Raw genomic sequence first — 17,146 nt, forward strand, 5'->3', positions numbered from 1 at the left:
GGTGAATTGGCGGCAGCAGAACTTTGCAACCGGATTTTTTGTCAGAACTGCTGACTGTTACACGCTAAAATAAAACGAATCATGACGTATAAGTATGTTGGAAACACAGGCCTGATGGTGTCGGAGCTGTGTTTTGGTGCGATGACTTTCGGTGGTCAAAACGCCGGTATATGGGAGCAAATAGGAAAGCTGCAACAGCAGGAGGTAAATGAGCTCATAAAAGCGGCTACAGAGGCCGGTATCAATTTTTTCGACACGGCAAATGTGTATTCCCGTGGCCAGTCTGAACAGTTATTGGGGCAATCCCTGAAAGACCTGAACATACCGAGGGATCAGGTCGTGATTGCTACCAAAGTACTGGGCCGCATGGACGACTACCCCAACAGCCTGGGCCTATCCCGCTATCACGTTTTTAACTCGGTCGATGCGAGTTTGAAACGCCTGCAACTGGACTATATCGATATTTTGTATGTGCACGGGGTTGACCCTAAAACGTCGCTGGAAGAAATTGTTCATACCCTGAACGACATCGTCGACACGGGCAAAGTGCGTTACGTCGCTATCTGTAACTGGCCCGCCTGGATGGTGGCGAAAGCTCAGGCGATTGCGCACTACAGCGGCTGGCATAAGTTCATCGGCTTGCAATATTATTATTCGGCGGTTAGTCGGGATATTGAGCACGAACTGGTGCCGATGGCAGCCGACCACAATCTGGCCATATTTCCCTGGAGCCCATTGGCGGGCGGCTTCCTGACCGGCAAATTCACCCGGGAACAATCCAGTGCGGGTTCACGCAGAGATAGCTTCGATTTTCCGCCCATCAACAAAGAAAAAGCCTACGACCTGGTAGATGTCATGACGGAAATTGGCAAGTCGTATGAGGCTTCCGTGGCACAGGTAGCCCTGGCCTGGGTACGGCAGCAACCCGGTGTCACCAGCACGATCATAGGCGCCAAGTCTGTAGAGCAGTTGAACGACAATATCAAATCCACGGCCTTTTCGTTGTCCGAGGACGATCTGAAGAAAATCGACGAAGTAAGTCCGCTGCCCCTGCAATATCCCGGCTGGATGGTGAAGCAGCAAAGCGGCTATCGGAGTTAATAGAATGTGAAGCTGGAATATAGATGAAGTACTACGTATAAGAAAAGGCCCAGACACAGTTGGACAGACTGATCTGGGCCTTTTCTTATACGTATCAGGTTTGCTTAAGCAACCAGTTTTTTCGACCTCAACCATTCGGGCTTGGTCGTTACAATCTTAGCTTTCAGCTCATTCAACATGGCATAGAGACCGTAGTACGTACGATTGACGTACAAACCATCCTGCGAGCCCCGCGCTACCTTCGAGTTCTTCAATTCCTGTACGTTGGCTAGTCCTTCGGCAAACGCATAGACCTTTTTGAAGTACCGATCGTCGCCAAAATCGAATTCGTCAACGGCAAACGGTTCAGCCAGCATCAAGGTCATTTCCTTGAAAAGATCGGAGAAAAACTGTCGATCTTTTAGCGAATCATCAGGTGTCAGGAATTCCAGATTATTGAAAATTTCTTCCGTCAACTCAGCATCTTCGAGCGTATCGGGGTTGACGAGCCGAAAGTAATTATCGTAATAAAAATCAGGAATGACTTTCACACAACCGAAATCAATCACACCCATTGTGCCGTTGGCCCGCATCAGGAAATTACCTGGATGAGGATCGGCGTGTACCTGACGTAGCGTATGAATCTGGAAGTCATAGAAATCCCACAACGCCTGTCCGATCTGATCGCGAACGGCCTGCGACGGATTCATTCGCATGAATTCCTTCAGATGTAGCCCGTCGAGCCAATCCATTGTCAGGATGCGTTTGGATGACAGTTCAGAGTAATATTTTGGGAATACCAACCCCGGAATATGGGCGCAGGCTTCCGATATTTCAATCGACCGCTTGAGTTCGAGATCGTAGTCGGTCTCTTCCAGCAACTTCGATTCCACTTCGCCCATGTACCGGTCAATATCCCGTTCGTTAAGGTTGAGCAGCCGTACGGCCAATGGTTTAGCAATCCTCAAATCCGACGTAACGGCATCGGCCACACCAGGATACTGCACCTTGACGGCCAGTTTTTTACCATCTTTCCAGGCTACGTGCACCTGCCCAATGCTGGCAGCATTAACGGCATCGATGTCAAACTTATCGAACAGTTGCGATGGCGATTTACCGAAGTATGTTTTAAACGTTTTAACCACCAGCGGCCCCGATAACGGTGGAGCTGAATACTGCGCCATCGTAAACTTATCGGAGTAAGCGACGGGCAAAAGACCCCGGTCCATACTCAGCATCTGCGCCATTTTCAGGGCCGAGCCTTTGAGTTCGCTCAACGCATCATAAATATCAGCCGCATTGTCTTTGTGCAGTTCGTCTTTCGACAAGCTGGGGTCCATCAGTTTTTTACTGTAATGCTTAATGTAATTACCACCAACCTTAACCCCAGCCTTCATGAACTGGCTGGCACGCGCAACTTTACTCGTTGGAACGGATGTCTGGATTTTCATAGGAAGAAGCATGGGGCAGGGAGCAGGGAGCGTGGGAACAACTCCCCTGCTCCGCACCCCGTGCTCTCTGCTATTTATTTTGATACATAAATTTGGCGAAGTCGAACAACGTATCTAAAGGCGATCGGCCAATGAGATCAAACGCGGTATTGACTGATTTTTCAATGGCTGAGTCGGTTTTTTCGAAGTTCTTACTTACGTCACGTACCCAGAAATCAAGCAGGTAAAGTGTCTGTGACCAAAGCGCATTCGGGTAGCGGTCCGTCACAAACGGACGTGGTTCAACTTCCTTGCTTTCCCGGCCTTCGGCCAGCAAGTCACGGGCGTAATCGAAAAACGCTTCCTTGAATAAAGTTAAAACAGGCGTTTGTGGTTTCATGCGCCCCATGCCCCGCGCCCCATGCCCCATGCGTCCATAGCTGTAGACGACAAAGCTGCGTTGAGATTTGAGCAATTCAATCCAGGTATAATAAAACGCCAGTAATTTCTCCCGTACGGAATATCCCTGGTATGTTTCGTCGGCGTCTACCGTGGTTTTGGCATCGGTAAAAAACGTGAGCCAGATATCGGCTTCAATTGCGTCGAAGGATGTGTACTGAGTATAAAAGTCAGCTTCGGCGATTTTCAGTTTTTTGGCAAACTGAAAGACTGAGGTGGGTTGTTTCCCGTTTTCTAATACGTACTCGGTGTACGCCTTGCGGATTTTTTCTAGCATTTCCATACACAAAGAGAACGGTAGGTTTAGGGAAAAAGTTTAAGGCTTCTACGCATCTGAAAGCCCAATAACTTCCCTTATTTTTGTCCTGCTATTTATACTCAGTTGCACGAAACAAGCTCTAAACTAATTGGTTGAAGCCATCATGAAAAAAACAAATGTGTGGTTGTATTACCTAAGCCTGATTGCAGGTCTTTCCATAAGCGTTCAGAGTTTCGGTCAGTATGGCGGATATGGCGGGGGCTATGGGGGCGGATACGGCGGTCGCATGGGGGGAATGGGAGGCAATAGAATGGGAGGTGGTATTCCGAACACCACTCCATCCCGTCCTTCGATCCCGAACATTGCGGGCGATATAGCCAATAAGGAAACTAAATGGCTGAAAGAAAACCTGGATCTGGATAAAGATCAGGCGAAAGCCGTTAAAAACCTCAATAATGAGTACGCCAGTCAGCAGCAGGACGCCATCAAAGACATCGTCGGACCCAGCGGAAAACCAGGACCCGATACGCGTAAGCAGATTCAGGATATGATGCTGATGCTCAACGAAGAAAAGGAGGACAGGCTCAAAACCATTCTGACACCCGAACAATGGAGAACGTATCAATCGAAGAAAGATGAGATGCAAAAGGCAGTCGGTGGTTTCCGGCCACCAGCGCCGAAAAAAGACTCGCTAAATATGCCGAAGAAAGATTCATTAAGCAGTAATAAGGTCGGGTCAAATTAGATCAACTCTGTAGTCTTTTCCGGGCCAAAGCAACGTATTGTTTGGACGTACGCTAATTTTCATGGGGTGAGTAAGTCTAATTTTCGATTTACTACGTACATCTGGCATTAGTTGCCAGCAACACGAAAACAACAGCACTTACCAACCAATACGCCTTGCTTATGAAACGCTTATGTCTAGCCCTCTTCTTTCTTACTGTTGGAATAACTACTGGCGTCGCTCAGGACGCACAAAGCCTGTCTCAGGCGATTCGTTACATCAAACTTGCCAATACACTTCGGGAGGTAGATAAGTCGGATGAGTCGATAAACTTGCTCAAGCGGGCCTTACCCGCCGTCAAATCGACTAATCTCTATTGGGAAGCGATTACCAATGAACTGCTGGGTCTTTCGTATAAAGATTTGAAAGATAGCACGACGGCGCTTCAGTATCTCGAACGGGCTCGTACCCAATACCTGAAGCTAAAATACGTAGCCAGTGCCTGGGGCGTCAATGAAATCGTCCGAAATCTTTCCAGCAAAAATTTATACGCGGGTATCCAGATTGGTTCATCAACCATCAAACTGGCTATCCTTAAAACGAAGTACGAAACCGATTTCTACGAGAAAGACATCAAGTCCACCGTCGATATTGCCAATCCTGCCGTTACGTTGTTTGCTGATGCTTCGGGATCGTATCGGGGCGGTCAGGATGCTCTGCGAATTTGCCTGGATTCCATTCAACGCTATAACATTCCTAACGAGCGCGTTTTCATTGTATTGAGTAACGAGGTTCGGGAAGAACTGGCACGAACCCCGGAACGCCGAAAAAAACTGTACGATCAGCTATCCCGTGTGTTGCCCAACAGCAACCTTAAAATCGATACCAGCCTGACCGCTCCTCGTGAAGCCGAATTGTTCACTGTAGGGGCTATACCCCGAAAAGTTTGGCCAACTACGTCGGCGTTAGACCTTGGCAGCAACAGCACTGTAGGCGGCTATTTCGACCAGGGTGTAAACATGCACGACAAAACATTTCACCCGATAAATATTCCATTCGGTACTATCTCACTCGTCAATCAAATTGATAGTAAGGGCTCACTAGGCATGGATGCCTACAGAAAAGAAGCGCAACGGGTTATAAAAACCCTTTCGGATACGCAAATTGCCCCTCAATTGAACGCTGGTAGTCGAGGTTTGCAACAACGCAAAACGGTAGGTGTGGGTGGAGATATTGCCTGGGCACTTATCGCCTATCTGCATCCAGAACAGGCTGGCGTTACGGCTGTTCCCATCACGCTGGACGACATTGAGCGTTTCAAACGGCTGGCCTTAACCGATTACAAAGAACTTACCAAAGTTAATCTGAACGCTATAGCAGACCCATCCATACGTAATCAGGCACAACAGGATATAGCGACGATACAGGCACAACTAAACGAGAAACAGCTAATTGCAGGCGCTTTGTGGCTGGAAGCAATCATGAAGGCGTATTCAACGGCGGCTGGCCCCAAACGATTTGTGTTCGTCCGAAATGCGGATATTGGCTGGGTAACCGGTAAGTTTCTGGAAACCATCAACTACGAATACGAATCAACCATTGCCAAGGGTGCTTTGTATACGCGCTAATTTTTGGGAAATGTGCTATTTTTAACGCATCAATAATCGAAGATTAAATTCAAATCTGGGGAGTATGTCCTCGCCTGAAATCAGCTGATCGAAATTGGTATGTTTGCTGATGGTTCCGTCGGCACGGTAAATCAATACGTCTTCCTGTTTAGGATTGATAAGCCAACCCAGCAACACGCCATTGGCAACATACTCCTGCATTTTCTCTTTCGCGCTGTTCAATGAGTCCGTCTGAGTGTTATTGACGTAGTATTTTAGTGCATAAAGCTAACCAAAATCACTCCAGTTCAGCCACATAGGCGCCCATCTGCCGAACGGAATAGCAGGCAATACCGAGTTGTTTAGCCTCAATTAATAGCTTGTCGGTCAGGGGTGTCTTGTTCGAATCGTCAAAGATGATGTGTCGGGCCACTACGCGTCCATCCAGCTGATTCCATGAGTTGAGGGCGTTTCTGCGAATGATGAGGTAGTCTACTACGGCAGGAAGTTTCCAGTGACTACGTCCGGTCAGTTTGTTAACCAACAATAAGGTTTTGCCCTGCCAAACCCATAGGGCATAGTCGCGCGTTTGGTGATAAGCCGGGATACTTTTTAACGAATCGGTCGATCCAGCACTCTCCCGAGTCAGGGTTGAGACGCCCCATTGCCCAAATGTATTTTTGAGGTAGAAATCGTACGAACGCGTATCTGTACTGTCAAGGTCGGTCAGGAGTGTACTTCGATGCCCATCCGTTAAACTGACAGCCGTTCGGTGAGGAAGAAAATGTACGGCAAGTCGACGTTGGTGCGCCTGTGCATAATCATCCCATAGTGTCAGTCCTGCCAGCGTCAGTGCAGCCAGGCAGGTAGCCCAGAGGTATACCCGATAGCGAGTTAACAACAGCGCAACGCCACACAGAATGACGACATAGATCAACACCATTGCCGTCGACGAAAGCCACAGGCCATCCCAGGCAGCACCGGGCAACTGACTCGTTTGGGTTACAGCATAGTTCAGCAGCCAGGCCGTTTTTTGCAGCAGCCACCCGAGTAAATCGTTGATATATGGAACCCAACTAAATGCCAGCGCGGCCATTGCCAAGGGCAATAACAACTCCGACATTACAATAACAATCGGATTGGCCAGCAGGAAATACGTTGGAAACTGGTGGAAATAGAATACCCCAAGCGGAAACGTTATAAGTTGAGCTACCAGTGCTACGGCCGTCAGTTCCCACAGTCGATTTACCCATTTATTACGAAATGTAACAGACTGGTAAAGTGACGACTGCCACGCTCCAATGCCGGCTACCGCCAGATACGACAATTGAAAACCTGCCGAAAAAAGGGCGTACGGATCGAAGCACAATATGAAAAAAGCCGATGCGCCCAACGTATTAGCCAATTGCTGCTGCCGTCCCGATGCATTGGCTATTATCAGCATCGTAAACATAGCCGCAGAACGTAGCACCGGCGGTGAAAAACCCGTTACAAGCGCGTAGAACCATAAAATCAGCAACTGTATACCCGCCATCAGGAGCTTACCATGAGGCCGCCTGATGAGAAAGCTGAGCAGTAAGGTTAAAACCGTGAACAAAATACCGACGTGCAAGCCAGATACCGACAGGATATGCACGGCACCAGCGGCCGAGTACGCTCGATATAACTCCGTATCTAAGTCATCACGAACGCCCAGAATCATGGCATTCACCAGGCCATATTCAGCACGGCTACCAACCTGATACGTAAAAACGCTATCCGCCCAGCGATTAACAACCGCAGCCAGGTTAGTAATTCGATTGGGTGGATCGACAGCCAGAATCTGACGCTGAAATGGTCGCAAATACTGTTGATGTTCGATATTTCGGTAGCCAAGGTACCGTTTGTAGTTAAACTCACCGGGGTTCAGCGGTGGGTCAATGGGACGGGGTGGACCAGATACAAGCCAGACTTCGCCATACCGGGGCATTGGCACGCCCGCCTTATCCAAATACACAATCACCCGACCAGTGAGCGCTTGCCAATGCTCTTCTTTTTGGTGATTCTTCCGTTTTCCCCGGCGAATTTCTAACTCGACACGATACGTTTTGGCGCGTTCTTCCGGTTGAGCCGATACGACACCCTCGTAGGCCTGTAACATATCTCCTGGACGACCAATATGGTTGGGTCGATTACGAGCCGTGTGTTGATACGTTATTGCCCAGCCGAATGCCAGCAAAATCAATAACCCACCAATTCCGGACGTTAGTTGAATCGGTTTAACCGGTTGACCAACACTACGTATGAATCCCCAACTAATGAGGCAAATACCGATGAACAATGCCGTCAGCGGCACACTTACTAAGTCTGGGAATTGAACGTAAAGGAATATACCGGCGACTAAACCAGCCGCGTAGCGAACAAATGGATGGCCCTTCATCCTTTAGCGTAGGCCGACCCAGGCAATACCATTTTGTAATGCTGGATACCAGCCTCTTCAAACATGGGGCCGATGGATACGAAGCCAAAACTAGCATACAGAGGTATAGCGCTCACCTGAGCGTGCAGGTAGATACGTTCAATGGGTTCTGGCTGCTGGCTAAATACATCATCAAGTACAGCTTTAACTAAGGCCTTGCCAACGCCCATTCCCCGAAAGGTTTTTAAAACCGCGAAGCGCTCTAACTTAACACCGTTAGATGTGCGTCTCCAGCGTGCAGTGCCACATGGTGTTCCATCGGCCCGTGCCAGAAAATGCGTGCTTATATCCTCAAATTCATCATATTCTTCTTCGGCAGAAACATGTTGTTCGTCTACAAACACCTCCCGGCGAATGGCAAAAGCAGATTCGAGATCGATAGGATTGGAAATAGGTAAAACACTAATCATACAGTATGTTTTAAAGCCAACCCCACCAATAGTCGGTGGAGTTTTAACTGATCGGATTATTGACCAGCCCTGGCGAATTTAACCGAACATACAACTAATTTATTGTACCAGCAAACGTTTACTGACTACTTCGCCAGCAGTTTTCACGCGAACAATGTAAATGCCCGCGGTCAAACCAGTAACCGATACGGGAACGCTGGTACTTGGGGAATTAGTGAACGAAGAGCTACGTAACTGACGCCCGGTCGCATCAAACAAATCGACGCTAAACGATTGAGAGCCTTTTAACTGTACGTCGATGGATGCGGCATAGGTCGTCGGATTTGGGTAGACGTTGATCGTAAGGGTTTCGGTTTCACCCAGGGCCGCCGAGGCTAATTTGATCATTTTTGCCCGGCGGGGACTCACCTGCAACACCGCCCGCATGCGGGCTACCTGGCCAACCGTGAACATATTCATGCAGGCATCGGGCGAATACATCAGGTAATTTTCAATCAGCTCACGGGTACGCTGACCTGAACAATTTGAGAATAGATCATTGCACCGGGTCGTCTGATTGAGGTCATCGGTAGGAGGTGTATCCGTTACGTGGTCATCGCCACAGTCTACATCACCATTTGGGTGGAAAAGGCCTAACCAATGCCCGATTTCATGCGTAGCTGTTCGCCCCAGCGCATACGTAGCACTCGTTACGGTGCCTGTTTGTTTCCCAAAATACCGATAGTCAATAATAGAACCATCAGTAAACTCATTTGAATCCGCAGCCAGTGGTAAGCCTTTCAACGTATCGGCCATGGTTGGAAACTGCGTGTAGCCAAGGTAGGTGCTCACTCGGGTCACCCAGATGTTCAAATACCGATCACTGGGCCAATAGGCAATTTGAGATAGCAGTACGTCGTCGTTGAAAACGTCAAACGATGTTTTCTGTGGATAATAATGGCGGGTAATCCCCGTACTGGGCTGACCATCCGGATCGGTTGTCGCCAGATAAAACTCAATATTGGCATCCGCCCCAATGGCACTGGTATTGTACCCATTGGTGCCCGGTTTACGTCGATAATCTTCATTCAGCACCTGAATTTGCGAGATGATCTGGGCGTCAGAAATATTGACATTTCCCGCTCCACCAACCGTATTCGTAGCGTTACTATGCACGACATGTACAACCACCGGAATTCGGTACGTAGTGCCGTCGGCCGCTTGCCGCAGCGATGAGGTTTCGGTCTGTAGCTGCTGAACGCGTTGATTCAATTCGTTCAGTTGCCTGAGCCGGTTAGGGTTGCGCTGTTGCAGGATACGTTCGTGCTCACCGACTCCGCAGCGATCAAGCGCCTGTTCTACTATCCCCGAGGTTTGTGCCCAGGCCGTTGAACTTACTAAAAAAACAAACGAACCGACCAGCCAACGCCAGTCGGTTCGTTTACGCTGCATCAGGTTATTGACCTGCTTTATCATATGCGGTAATAATTTCACGAACAAGCCGATGACGAACCACATCGCGGCCATCGAGTTCAACAAACGCGATACCCTTGATGTTTTTCAAAATCTCAACAGACTCAACCAGGCCAGATTTTTGTTTATTTGGCAGGTCAATCTGCGATTTATCACCCGTAATAATTGCCTTTGACGTTGGGCCCATCCGCGTCAGGAACATTTTCATTTGCATCGACGTCGTGTTTTGTGCCTCGTCGAGCAGAATAAACGCATTGTTCAGTGTCCGACCACGCATATAGGCCAACGGAGCAATCTCAATGATTCGATTCTCCTGGTAGAACTTAAGTTTTTCTGCCGGAATCATATCATCGAGTGCATCGTAAATAGGACGCAGATACGGATCAATTTTTTCCTTCAGATCACCCGGCAAAAACCCCAGATTTTCACCCGCTTCAACGGCCGGACGCGTAATAATGATTTTTTTGACTTCTTTGTTTTTCAGGGCCCGAACGGCAATAGCAACGGCGGTATAGGTTTTGCCCGTTCCAGCCGGGCCAACAGCAAATACCAGATCATATTTTTCGGCCGCTTCGACCAATCGTTTCTGATTATCGGTTTTGGCCCGCACCACCACGCCCCGCGTACCATAAACCAGTACTTCATCATCGTCGGGTAGTACGGGTGGCGTTGCTCCGTTGCCATTCACCGGCTGACCGCTGTGACTAATGTAATTCTGAACATTTTCGTGGGTGACCTTACCATATTTCTGGTAATGTTCCAGCAGCGAGTCCAGAATATCGCTGATACGGCTAATTTCAGGCGTTGTACCTTTAATACGTATCTCGTTGCCACGCGAGATGATTTTGCTCATGGGAAACGCAGCTGCCACTTCCTTGATGTTGTGGTTCTCTACGCCCAGAAAATCGATGAGCGATACATTGTCTAGGGTAATGACTTTTTCGACCAAACGCTAAATAAAGTTAAAGTGTGATTCCGAAAAGTAAGCGATTTCTTTGCTTCTACAACGTCATTCACTGAAAATTTATTCGTTTTTCCCATATTCTTATCGCTTGGTAATATTTGACCAAAAACAGGTATTTTTTAGTGATATATACTTATCTTGCTGACCTACAGTGATCTGGTAAGGCTCTATACCATGTACGCAATCTGCTCCCTCTACCGTTGCTTAAAAAATCGATTTTTTTTTCGGCGTGATAGCGTCAACATTACCAGAATGTTACGGACGATGGGGTCGGTAACATGGCTATACGTCGACCAGCCCGAATTTGCCTTATGCCGGGGAGAATGCGTAAACTTGCACTAAGACATGGAGAATAACGCACGCCCCAACCAACACCTTCGTAAACCGTCTGGCTTTGCCGGAGGTCGTCAGCAAGCCGGAAATCATTGGCTCGATACCGGCCTTGGTAAATTGCCTCCTCAGGCGCTTGACCTCGAAGAAGCCGTGCTGGGTGCGTTAATGATCGAAAAAGACGCCCTTTCTTCCGTTGTCGATATCCTGAAGCCAGAGACGTTTTATAAAGAAGCACATCAGCGGATTTACAACGCCATTCTGACGTTATTCGGCAACTCCGACCCCATTGATCTCCTGACGGTAACGAACCAGCTCCGCAAAACGGGTGAGATCGAACTGGTAGGTGGAGGTGGTTTTGTGGCGGAACTTACGTTTCGTGTCAACTCGGCGGCCAACATCGAGTATCACTCCCGGATTGTGTCGGAGCAGGCACTCAAGCGGGCGTTGATCGCGATGTCGTCCACGATTCTGCGCGACGCCTACGAGGATACCACCGACGTTTTCGAACTCCTGGACCGGACGGAACAGTCGCTCTTCAAGATTTCGGAATCGAATATCAAGAAGAACTACGCCGACATGAGTACCATCGTCAGGATGGCCCTCAACGAACTCGAAACTAAGAAAAATCAGGAGGGCTTAACAGGTGTACCATCCGGATTCACTAACCTCGACCGTGTTACGTCGGGATGGCAGCCTACCGAATTAATTATTCTGGCGGCCAGGCCAGCAATGGGGAAAACGGCGTTTGTCGTGAGTGCGCTACGTAACGCGGCCGTCGACCATGGGAAACCGGTGGCGATTTTCTCGCTCGAAATGTCGTCGGTGCAGCTGGTCAACCGGCTTATCTCGGCGGAAGCCGAAATTGATTCCGAGAAAATCAGGAAAGGTACACTGGCTCCGCACGAATGGACGCAGTTGCACCACAAAATTCAACGGCTGACCGAAGCACCAATTTTCATTGATGACACCCCCGCCCTTTCCATCCTGGAATTGCGGGCTAAATGCCGCCGTCTGAAAGCCCAGCATGACATTCAGATGGTCGTTATTGACTATCTCCAGTTGATGTCCGGTGATACATCGGGGGGTAAAGCGGGCAACCGTGAACAGGAAATTGCGTCTATTTCGCGTGCCCTGAAGAATCTGGCCAAGGAATTGAACGTACCGGTTATTGCGCTTTCGCAGTTGAGCCGGGCCGTTGAAACACGGGGTGGCGACAAGAAACCGCAACTTTCCGACCTTCGTGAATCGGGATCTATTGAGCAGGATGCTGACATGGTATGTTTTCTGTACCGGCCGGAGTATTATAACATTACAGCCGACGAAAATGGCAACTCAACGGCTGGTATTGGTGAGGTGATCATTGCTAAAAACCGGAGTGGCTCGCTCGATACCATTCAGCTTCGATTTATCAATAAGTTCACGAAATTCTGCGATTTGGATTCCTATTTCGAACCCGTAGCGACACAGGGTTTTGCTCCCGATGTGAATGGTCTAAGCAATTTTGATGCGCCCCCATCGGCGGGTAGCGTTTTCAAGAGCAAGGCTAACAATATGTCGAACTTCGGCAATGCAGACCCCAGTCAGGAAACGCCGTTTTAATTTTGCAGACAACGAAATGACGCGGCTGGCCTCTGAATAGGCTATTCGCCATCGATCAGTCATAATTTGTAAGTACCTTGTGCCGGATTCAAATTCGACATAAAATCTTGCTATGAAAATTTCTGCACTACTCACTACATTACTTGTTTGCTTCACACTGGCTACTAATGCTCAAAAATTAAGGGATATTGACAAGAGTCCAATGGACATGGCTTATTATCCTGATGATTTTGCTCACGACCGAAAGTTCGCCCCCGCTAAAGTTGGCGATAAGGTCTTTGCCCGGGTAACGTATAGCCGTCCGGCCAAGAAAGATCGAGAGACATTCGGGAAGCTGATTCCCTATGGTAAAGTGTGGCGGGTAGGGGCTAACGAAGCCACGGAAGTTAAATTTTTTACCGATGCCACCGTCCAGGGGAAGAAGATCAAAGCAGGCGTATATTCTTTTTATGCCATTCCGAATGAAAACGAATGGACACTCATTTTCAACACCGATTTAGATCAATGGGGCGCGTATAGCTACAATGAGAAACTGGATGTTTTACGCGTAACAGTGCCTGTCAAAAAAGCAGAAGAATCCGTTGAAAATCTTAGCATTCAGTTCAAAAAAGCTAACTATAATGTAAAGGATTCAGTTATGATGATTGCCTGGGATAAAGCCCTCGTTGAGGTTCCCGTTACGTTTTGATTCTGTTAGGTAATACACGCCACTAAAAATCCGCTGATTAGAAAACAGCTTATTTCTAATCAGCGGATTTTTAGTGGCGTTACGTTTAAAAATTCGGTTTCAAGAGGTACTTGTTATAAAACTCATCGATGACTTTGACCGCTTCCGTTGGCGTATCAACAATACTGATGAGTTTCATATCTTCGGCATTGATATTATGTTCCTGGCCCAACATTACGTTTGTAATCCAGTCAATCAGGCCGCTCCAGTAGGATCTGCCGACGAGCACAATGGGAAATCGGGCAATTTTGCGCGTCTGAATCAGGGTCATCGCTTCGAATAGTTCATCGAGCGTTCCCATACCGCCGGGCATCACCACAAAACCCTGGGCATATTTAACGAACATCACTTTTCGGACGAAAAAGAAGTCGAAGTTGATATTCTTGTCGGGGTCAATGTAAATATTGCTATGCTGTTCGAATGGTAATTGAATATTTAATCCCACCGATTTACCACCCTGTTCAAAAGCCCCCTTGTTCCCGGCTTCCATAATACCCGGGCCACCACCCGTAATGACGCCGTAGCCATGCCGTACTAATTTGGCGGCAATCTCTTCGGTCATTTTATAGTATGGATTGTCGGGCTTGGTGCGGGCCGATCCAAAAATCGAGACACAGGGACCTATTTTAGCTAATTTATCAAAGCCTTCAACAAACTCAGCCATGACCTTAAAAATGACCCACGAATCGGCCGTTTTTATTTCATTCCAGTCATGATCCTGAAAAGCTTCTTTAATACGTTGTTCGTCGGGTGTCAGCAGTAATTCATCACGCTTTGGTAAATCGTGGGCAATCCGTTCGGTGCTCTGCGTTTCAGAGCGATGAACATTTTCTTTTGTTTCGTCCATGTATGTAATTAAAAAGGCTGTGGGTGCTAACGTACTCACTTATTCGAATAAAACGTCCATCCTAATCAAAAATGAGTTGCCAGCCATGCCAACCGGGATTTTCCTTAGGGGGAATCGAATAACGAATTATTCCCTGAAAATGTTTCTTTACCTCCCTTTCATCACCAGCCTATTCTCTTTACCTTACAAATACACTGTGTTTGGCCGAATTAACGGGAGGTTCATCAAGATACAAATAGCCTAAAAGGCGCCGATTAAATTATTGTTAATCGGCGCCTTTTAGGCTATTTGTCTTCTTATCCGGTTAGAAATTGAGCGCTATTTTTTCTCCTCGTCGTAACTTAAGTTATACTGTTTCAACACATCGGCGGGTACACCTTCCCAGTTGTTCGGGACATTACCCACGTAGCCCAGATCGTCAATTCCCATTTTGCTGGTGTAAAATCCACCTAAAACGAAATTGCGCATCCGGGTAAAAAACGCTACGCCCTGCGTCATATCGGGAGTAGCTTTCCCGGGATAAGCGATCTGCTCAACCATGTCGATCTGCTGTGCTTTCGTACATTTTGCAAAGGGGGCACCGTAACGATTGACACACTTGGTATTGAGCCAGCGAAGTCCTCCGCGCATAGGGGTCTGATTGGCTGGTTGATCGACCATCATAAAGTCAATGAAGGCCGGTACGCCCGCCTGCGACGCACTGCCCGATTTGGCATCAGCCGGAATAATGATATCGCTCAGGATCGTGACCGTTTGCAACTCAGCGGGTGTAAAGAATTTCTCGCCATGCAATTTGGTGTCGCGCTCAGCCTCAAATTTCTGGCGTCCGGCCAAGAGTTTGGGCGGGACGACTTTGGGCTTTGGTTCTGGAACGGCTTCCTCAACTGGCCCAACGGCTAATCCGAATGAACTGAACGATAGGGCTTTAAGGGTATCTCTTCGTTTCATAAGTTTTAGGTTTACGGTTTATGGTCTTCGGTTTACGGTAGGCTGGCGCATGGTTACTTTAACGACGGACTGTTGTAAAGGGAAACCCATAAACTTTATATACTTTTTGCTTTGACCTGGTCAATGATGTACTCAGATGTGCGCATAGAGGATGCAAGGATGGTCCATGTAACGTTTTTGTCTCCCTGCGAAACGAAGGGCGCGGCATCGACCACAAATAGGTTTTTTACGTCGTGGGCCTGCTGAAATTTGTTCAGGGCCGATTTATTTGGGTCGTTGCCCATACGAACCGCACCCACTTCGTGAATGATACGTCCTGGAGGGGCTAACCCATAGTTCTGTTCGGGCCCGGGTTTATTGCCCATCGGAATGCCACCCATCGCATGAATGATCTCCTCAAACGTATCCTGCATGTGCTTGGCCTGTTTAATTTCGGCGTCAGCCCACTTATAGTGGAAGCGTAGTGTCGGAATCCCGTATTTATCAACCGAATTCGGGTCAATTTCGCAGTAGTTGCTTTCTAATGGTACCGGCTCTCCCCTACCCGACATCCCGATATATGCCCCGTAGAATCGGCGAACGTCGTCTTTCAGGCCTGCGCCGTAGCCGCCAGCGGGTTTCATCTTGCCATCCCGACCGGGTATTTTACCGTTCAGGGCTTCGATGCCTCCTCCGAAACCGTAGCCCGGCATCCCCATACCGCCACCGTATTCGATATGATAGCCGCGTGGAAAATCCAGTTTTTTGTTATCGAGCCACCAGGGGGTAAATACGTGCATGCCGCCCACACCATCTTCGTTGTAGCGTTTGCGGTCCATCAGTGCAGGCACAAACCCCGACCGCGACGCCCCCGTTGAATCATTCAAATACTTACCCACGACACCGCTGGAGTTTGCCAGTCCATTCGGAAAACGCGCTGATTTGGAGTTTAATAGCAGTCGAGCGGATTCGCAGGTGCTGGCGCCGAGAATGACCGTTTTGGCTTGTACCGACACTTCCTGCATGGTAATGGTATCGACGTAGGAAACGCCGGTAGCCAGCCCCGTTTTCTGGTCGGTCAGCACTTCGCGCACCATCGCGTTGTTTTGTAGCGTCAGGTTGCCGGTTTTAAGCGCCGGGATGCACAATACCGAAGAGGAGGAGAAGTCTGCGTACGCCTGACAACCCCGATTGCATTGATGGCAGTAAAAACATTGTCCGCGCTCCTTGTTGATCGGCTGGGTCAGAATAGACAGCCGCGACGGAATGACAGGAACACCTATTCCTTTGGCCGCTTTTTTGAGCATCAATTCGTGCAATCGAGGCTTTGGCGGGGGTAAAAAAATGCCATCCGGTTCGTTTGGGAAGTTTTCAACCGAACCGAATACACCAATCAATTTATCAACCCGATCATAAAATGGCTTGAGATCGTCATAGCCAATCGGCCAGTCATCGCCAACTCCTGAGATAGAACCACGCCTGAAATCGTCGGGGCCAAAGCGCATCGAAATCCGGCCCCAGTGGTTAGTACGTCCGCCCAGCATTCTGGATCGAAACCAGTGAAACTCAGCGCCCGGTTTCGACGAATAGGGTTCGCCTTCAATGTCCCAGCCACCCCATGCCGCATCAAAATCACCACCCGGCCGGGTTGTACTGGCACCGCGACGGGGGGATTCGTACGGCCATTTGAGCTGTGTAATGTATTTGGGGTCGGCGGGATCGAAATAGCCACCGGCTTCCAGCAATAGTACTTTAGCGCCAGCTTTGGTCAGCATGTAGGCAGCCATACCGCCCCCCGCCCCCGACCCGACGATGACAGCGTCGTAAACCGTTGGGGCTTTTTTAATCTGAAAAAGGTCCATATAGTTAG

At 48.6% G+C, this 17,146-nt stretch carries 15 protein-coding genes; 5 read left to right on the top strand and 10 right to left on the bottom strand.

The window, feature by feature from the left end; all coding sequences use genetic code 11:
- Positions 1-81: 81 nt before the first annotated feature.
- Positions 82-1,101 carry an aldo/keto reductase gene (locus BM202_RS01105; RefSeq protein ID WP_093822625.1) on the top strand — a complete coding sequence of 340 codons (1,020 nt, stop codon included), beginning with the start codon at positions 82-84 and terminating at the stop codon, positions 1,099-1,101.
- Positions 1,102-1,205: 104 nt separating this feature from the next.
- Here the strand turns inward: BM202_RS01105 and BM202_RS01110 are convergent, their stop codons facing one another.
- Both BM202_RS01110 and BM202_RS01115 read right to left on the bottom strand, forming a co-directional pair.
- Positions 1,206-2,531 (bottom strand): ABC1 kinase family protein, encoded by a 1,326-nt coding sequence (locus BM202_RS01110; RefSeq protein ID WP_093822626.1) that lies wholly within the window; start codon positions 2,529-2,531, stop codon positions 1,206-1,208.
- Positions 2,532-2,601: 70 nt separating this feature from the next.
- Entirely contained in the window at positions 2,602-3,252 is a 651-nt protein-coding gene (locus BM202_RS01115; protein ID WP_093822627.1) for a TetR family transcriptional regulator C-terminal domain-containing protein, read from the bottom strand.
- A gap of 139 nt (positions 3,253-3,391) precedes the next feature.
- Here BM202_RS01115 and BM202_RS01120 point away from each other — a divergent pair, with 139 nt between their 5' ends.
- Together BM202_RS01120 and BM202_RS01125 are read left to right on the top strand one after the other, a co-directional pair.
- On the top strand, positions 3,392-3,973 hold the full coding sequence (locus tag BM202_RS01120) for a hypothetical protein (RefSeq protein ID WP_093823563.1): 582 nt from the start codon (positions 3,392-3,394) through the stop codon (positions 3,971-3,973).
- 161 nt (positions 3,974-4,134) lie between these two features.
- A complete protein-coding gene (locus BM202_RS01125) occupies positions 4,135-5,580 on the top strand; it encodes a tetratricopeptide repeat protein (RefSeq protein WP_093822628.1) in 1,446 nt (481 codons plus the stop codon).
- Positions 5,581-5,601: 21 nt separating this feature from the next.
- On the opposite strand, the gene BM202_RS01130 is transcribed toward BM202_RS01125, so the two are convergent.
- From BM202_RS01130 to BM202_RS01150, 5 genes are all read right to left on the bottom strand, one after another.
- On the bottom strand, positions 5,602-5,802 hold the full coding sequence (locus BM202_RS01130) for a Uma2 family endonuclease (protein WP_245776473.1): 201 nt from the start codon (positions 5,800-5,802) through the stop codon (positions 5,602-5,604).
- A 55-nt stretch (positions 5,803-5,857) separates the two neighbouring features.
- Positions 5,858-7,978, bottom strand: a complete 2,121-nt coding sequence (locus BM202_RS01135; protein ID WP_093822630.1) for a ComEC/Rec2 family competence protein — start codon at positions 7,976-7,978, stop codon at positions 5,858-5,860.
- Positions 7,975-8,427 (bottom strand): GNAT family N-acetyltransferase, encoded by a 453-nt coding sequence (locus BM202_RS01140; RefSeq protein ID WP_093822631.1) that lies wholly within the window; start codon positions 8,425-8,427, stop codon positions 7,975-7,977. The genes BM202_RS01135 and BM202_RS01140 overlap by 4 nt, the downstream gene beginning before the upstream one ends.
- A 99-nt stretch (positions 8,428-8,526) precedes the next feature.
- Positions 8,527-9,882 carry a M43 family zinc metalloprotease gene (locus tag BM202_RS01145; protein WP_093822632.1) on the bottom strand — a complete coding sequence of 452 codons (1,356 nt, stop codon included), beginning with the start codon at positions 9,880-9,882 and terminating at the stop codon, positions 8,527-8,529.
- On the bottom strand, positions 9,863-10,828 hold the full coding sequence (locus BM202_RS01150; RefSeq protein WP_093822633.1) for a PhoH family protein: 966 nt from the start codon (positions 10,826-10,828) through the stop codon (positions 9,863-9,865). Before BM202_RS01150 ends, BM202_RS01145 begins: the two co-directional genes overlap by 20 nt.
- Before the next feature lie 360 nt (positions 10,829-11,188).
- Here BM202_RS01150 and dnaB point away from each other — a divergent pair, with 360 nt between their 5' ends.
- Positions 11,189-12,775: a replicative DNA helicase gene (gene dnaB, locus BM202_RS01155; RefSeq protein ID WP_093822634.1), complete on the top strand. Its 1,587-nt coding sequence runs from the start codon at positions 11,189-11,191 to the stop codon at positions 12,773-12,775.
- 112 nt (positions 12,776-12,887) lie between these two features.
- Entirely contained in the window at positions 12,888-13,463 is a 576-nt protein-coding gene (locus tag BM202_RS01160) for a DUF2911 domain-containing protein (RefSeq protein ID WP_093822635.1), read from the top strand.
- Positions 13,464-13,548: 85 nt separating this feature from the next.
- Here BM202_RS01160 and BM202_RS01165 read toward each other — a convergent pair whose 3' ends face one another.
- The 3 genes from BM202_RS01165 to BM202_RS01180 form a co-directional block, all read right to left on the bottom strand.
- Positions 13,549-14,349 carry an LOG family protein gene (locus tag BM202_RS01165; RefSeq protein WP_093822636.1) on the bottom strand — a complete coding sequence of 267 codons (801 nt, stop codon included), beginning with the start codon at positions 14,347-14,349 and terminating at the stop codon, positions 13,549-13,551.
- Between the two features lie 318 nt (positions 14,350-14,667).
- Positions 14,668-15,297: a gluconate 2-dehydrogenase subunit 3 family protein gene (locus tag BM202_RS01175; RefSeq protein WP_093822638.1), complete on the bottom strand. Its 630-nt coding sequence runs from the start codon at positions 15,295-15,297 to the stop codon at positions 14,668-14,670.
- A gap of 95 nt (positions 15,298-15,392) precedes the next feature.
- Positions 15,393-17,138, bottom strand: a complete 1,746-nt coding sequence (locus tag BM202_RS01180) for a GMC oxidoreductase (protein WP_093822639.1) — start codon at positions 17,136-17,138, stop codon at positions 15,393-15,395.
- Positions 17,139-17,146: the final 8 nt, after the last annotated feature.

The sequence above is a fragment of the Spirosoma endophyticum genome (assembly GCF_900112365.1).
GTDB lineage: Bacteria > Bacteroidota > Bacteroidia > Cytophagales > Spirosomataceae > Spirosoma > Spirosoma endophyticum.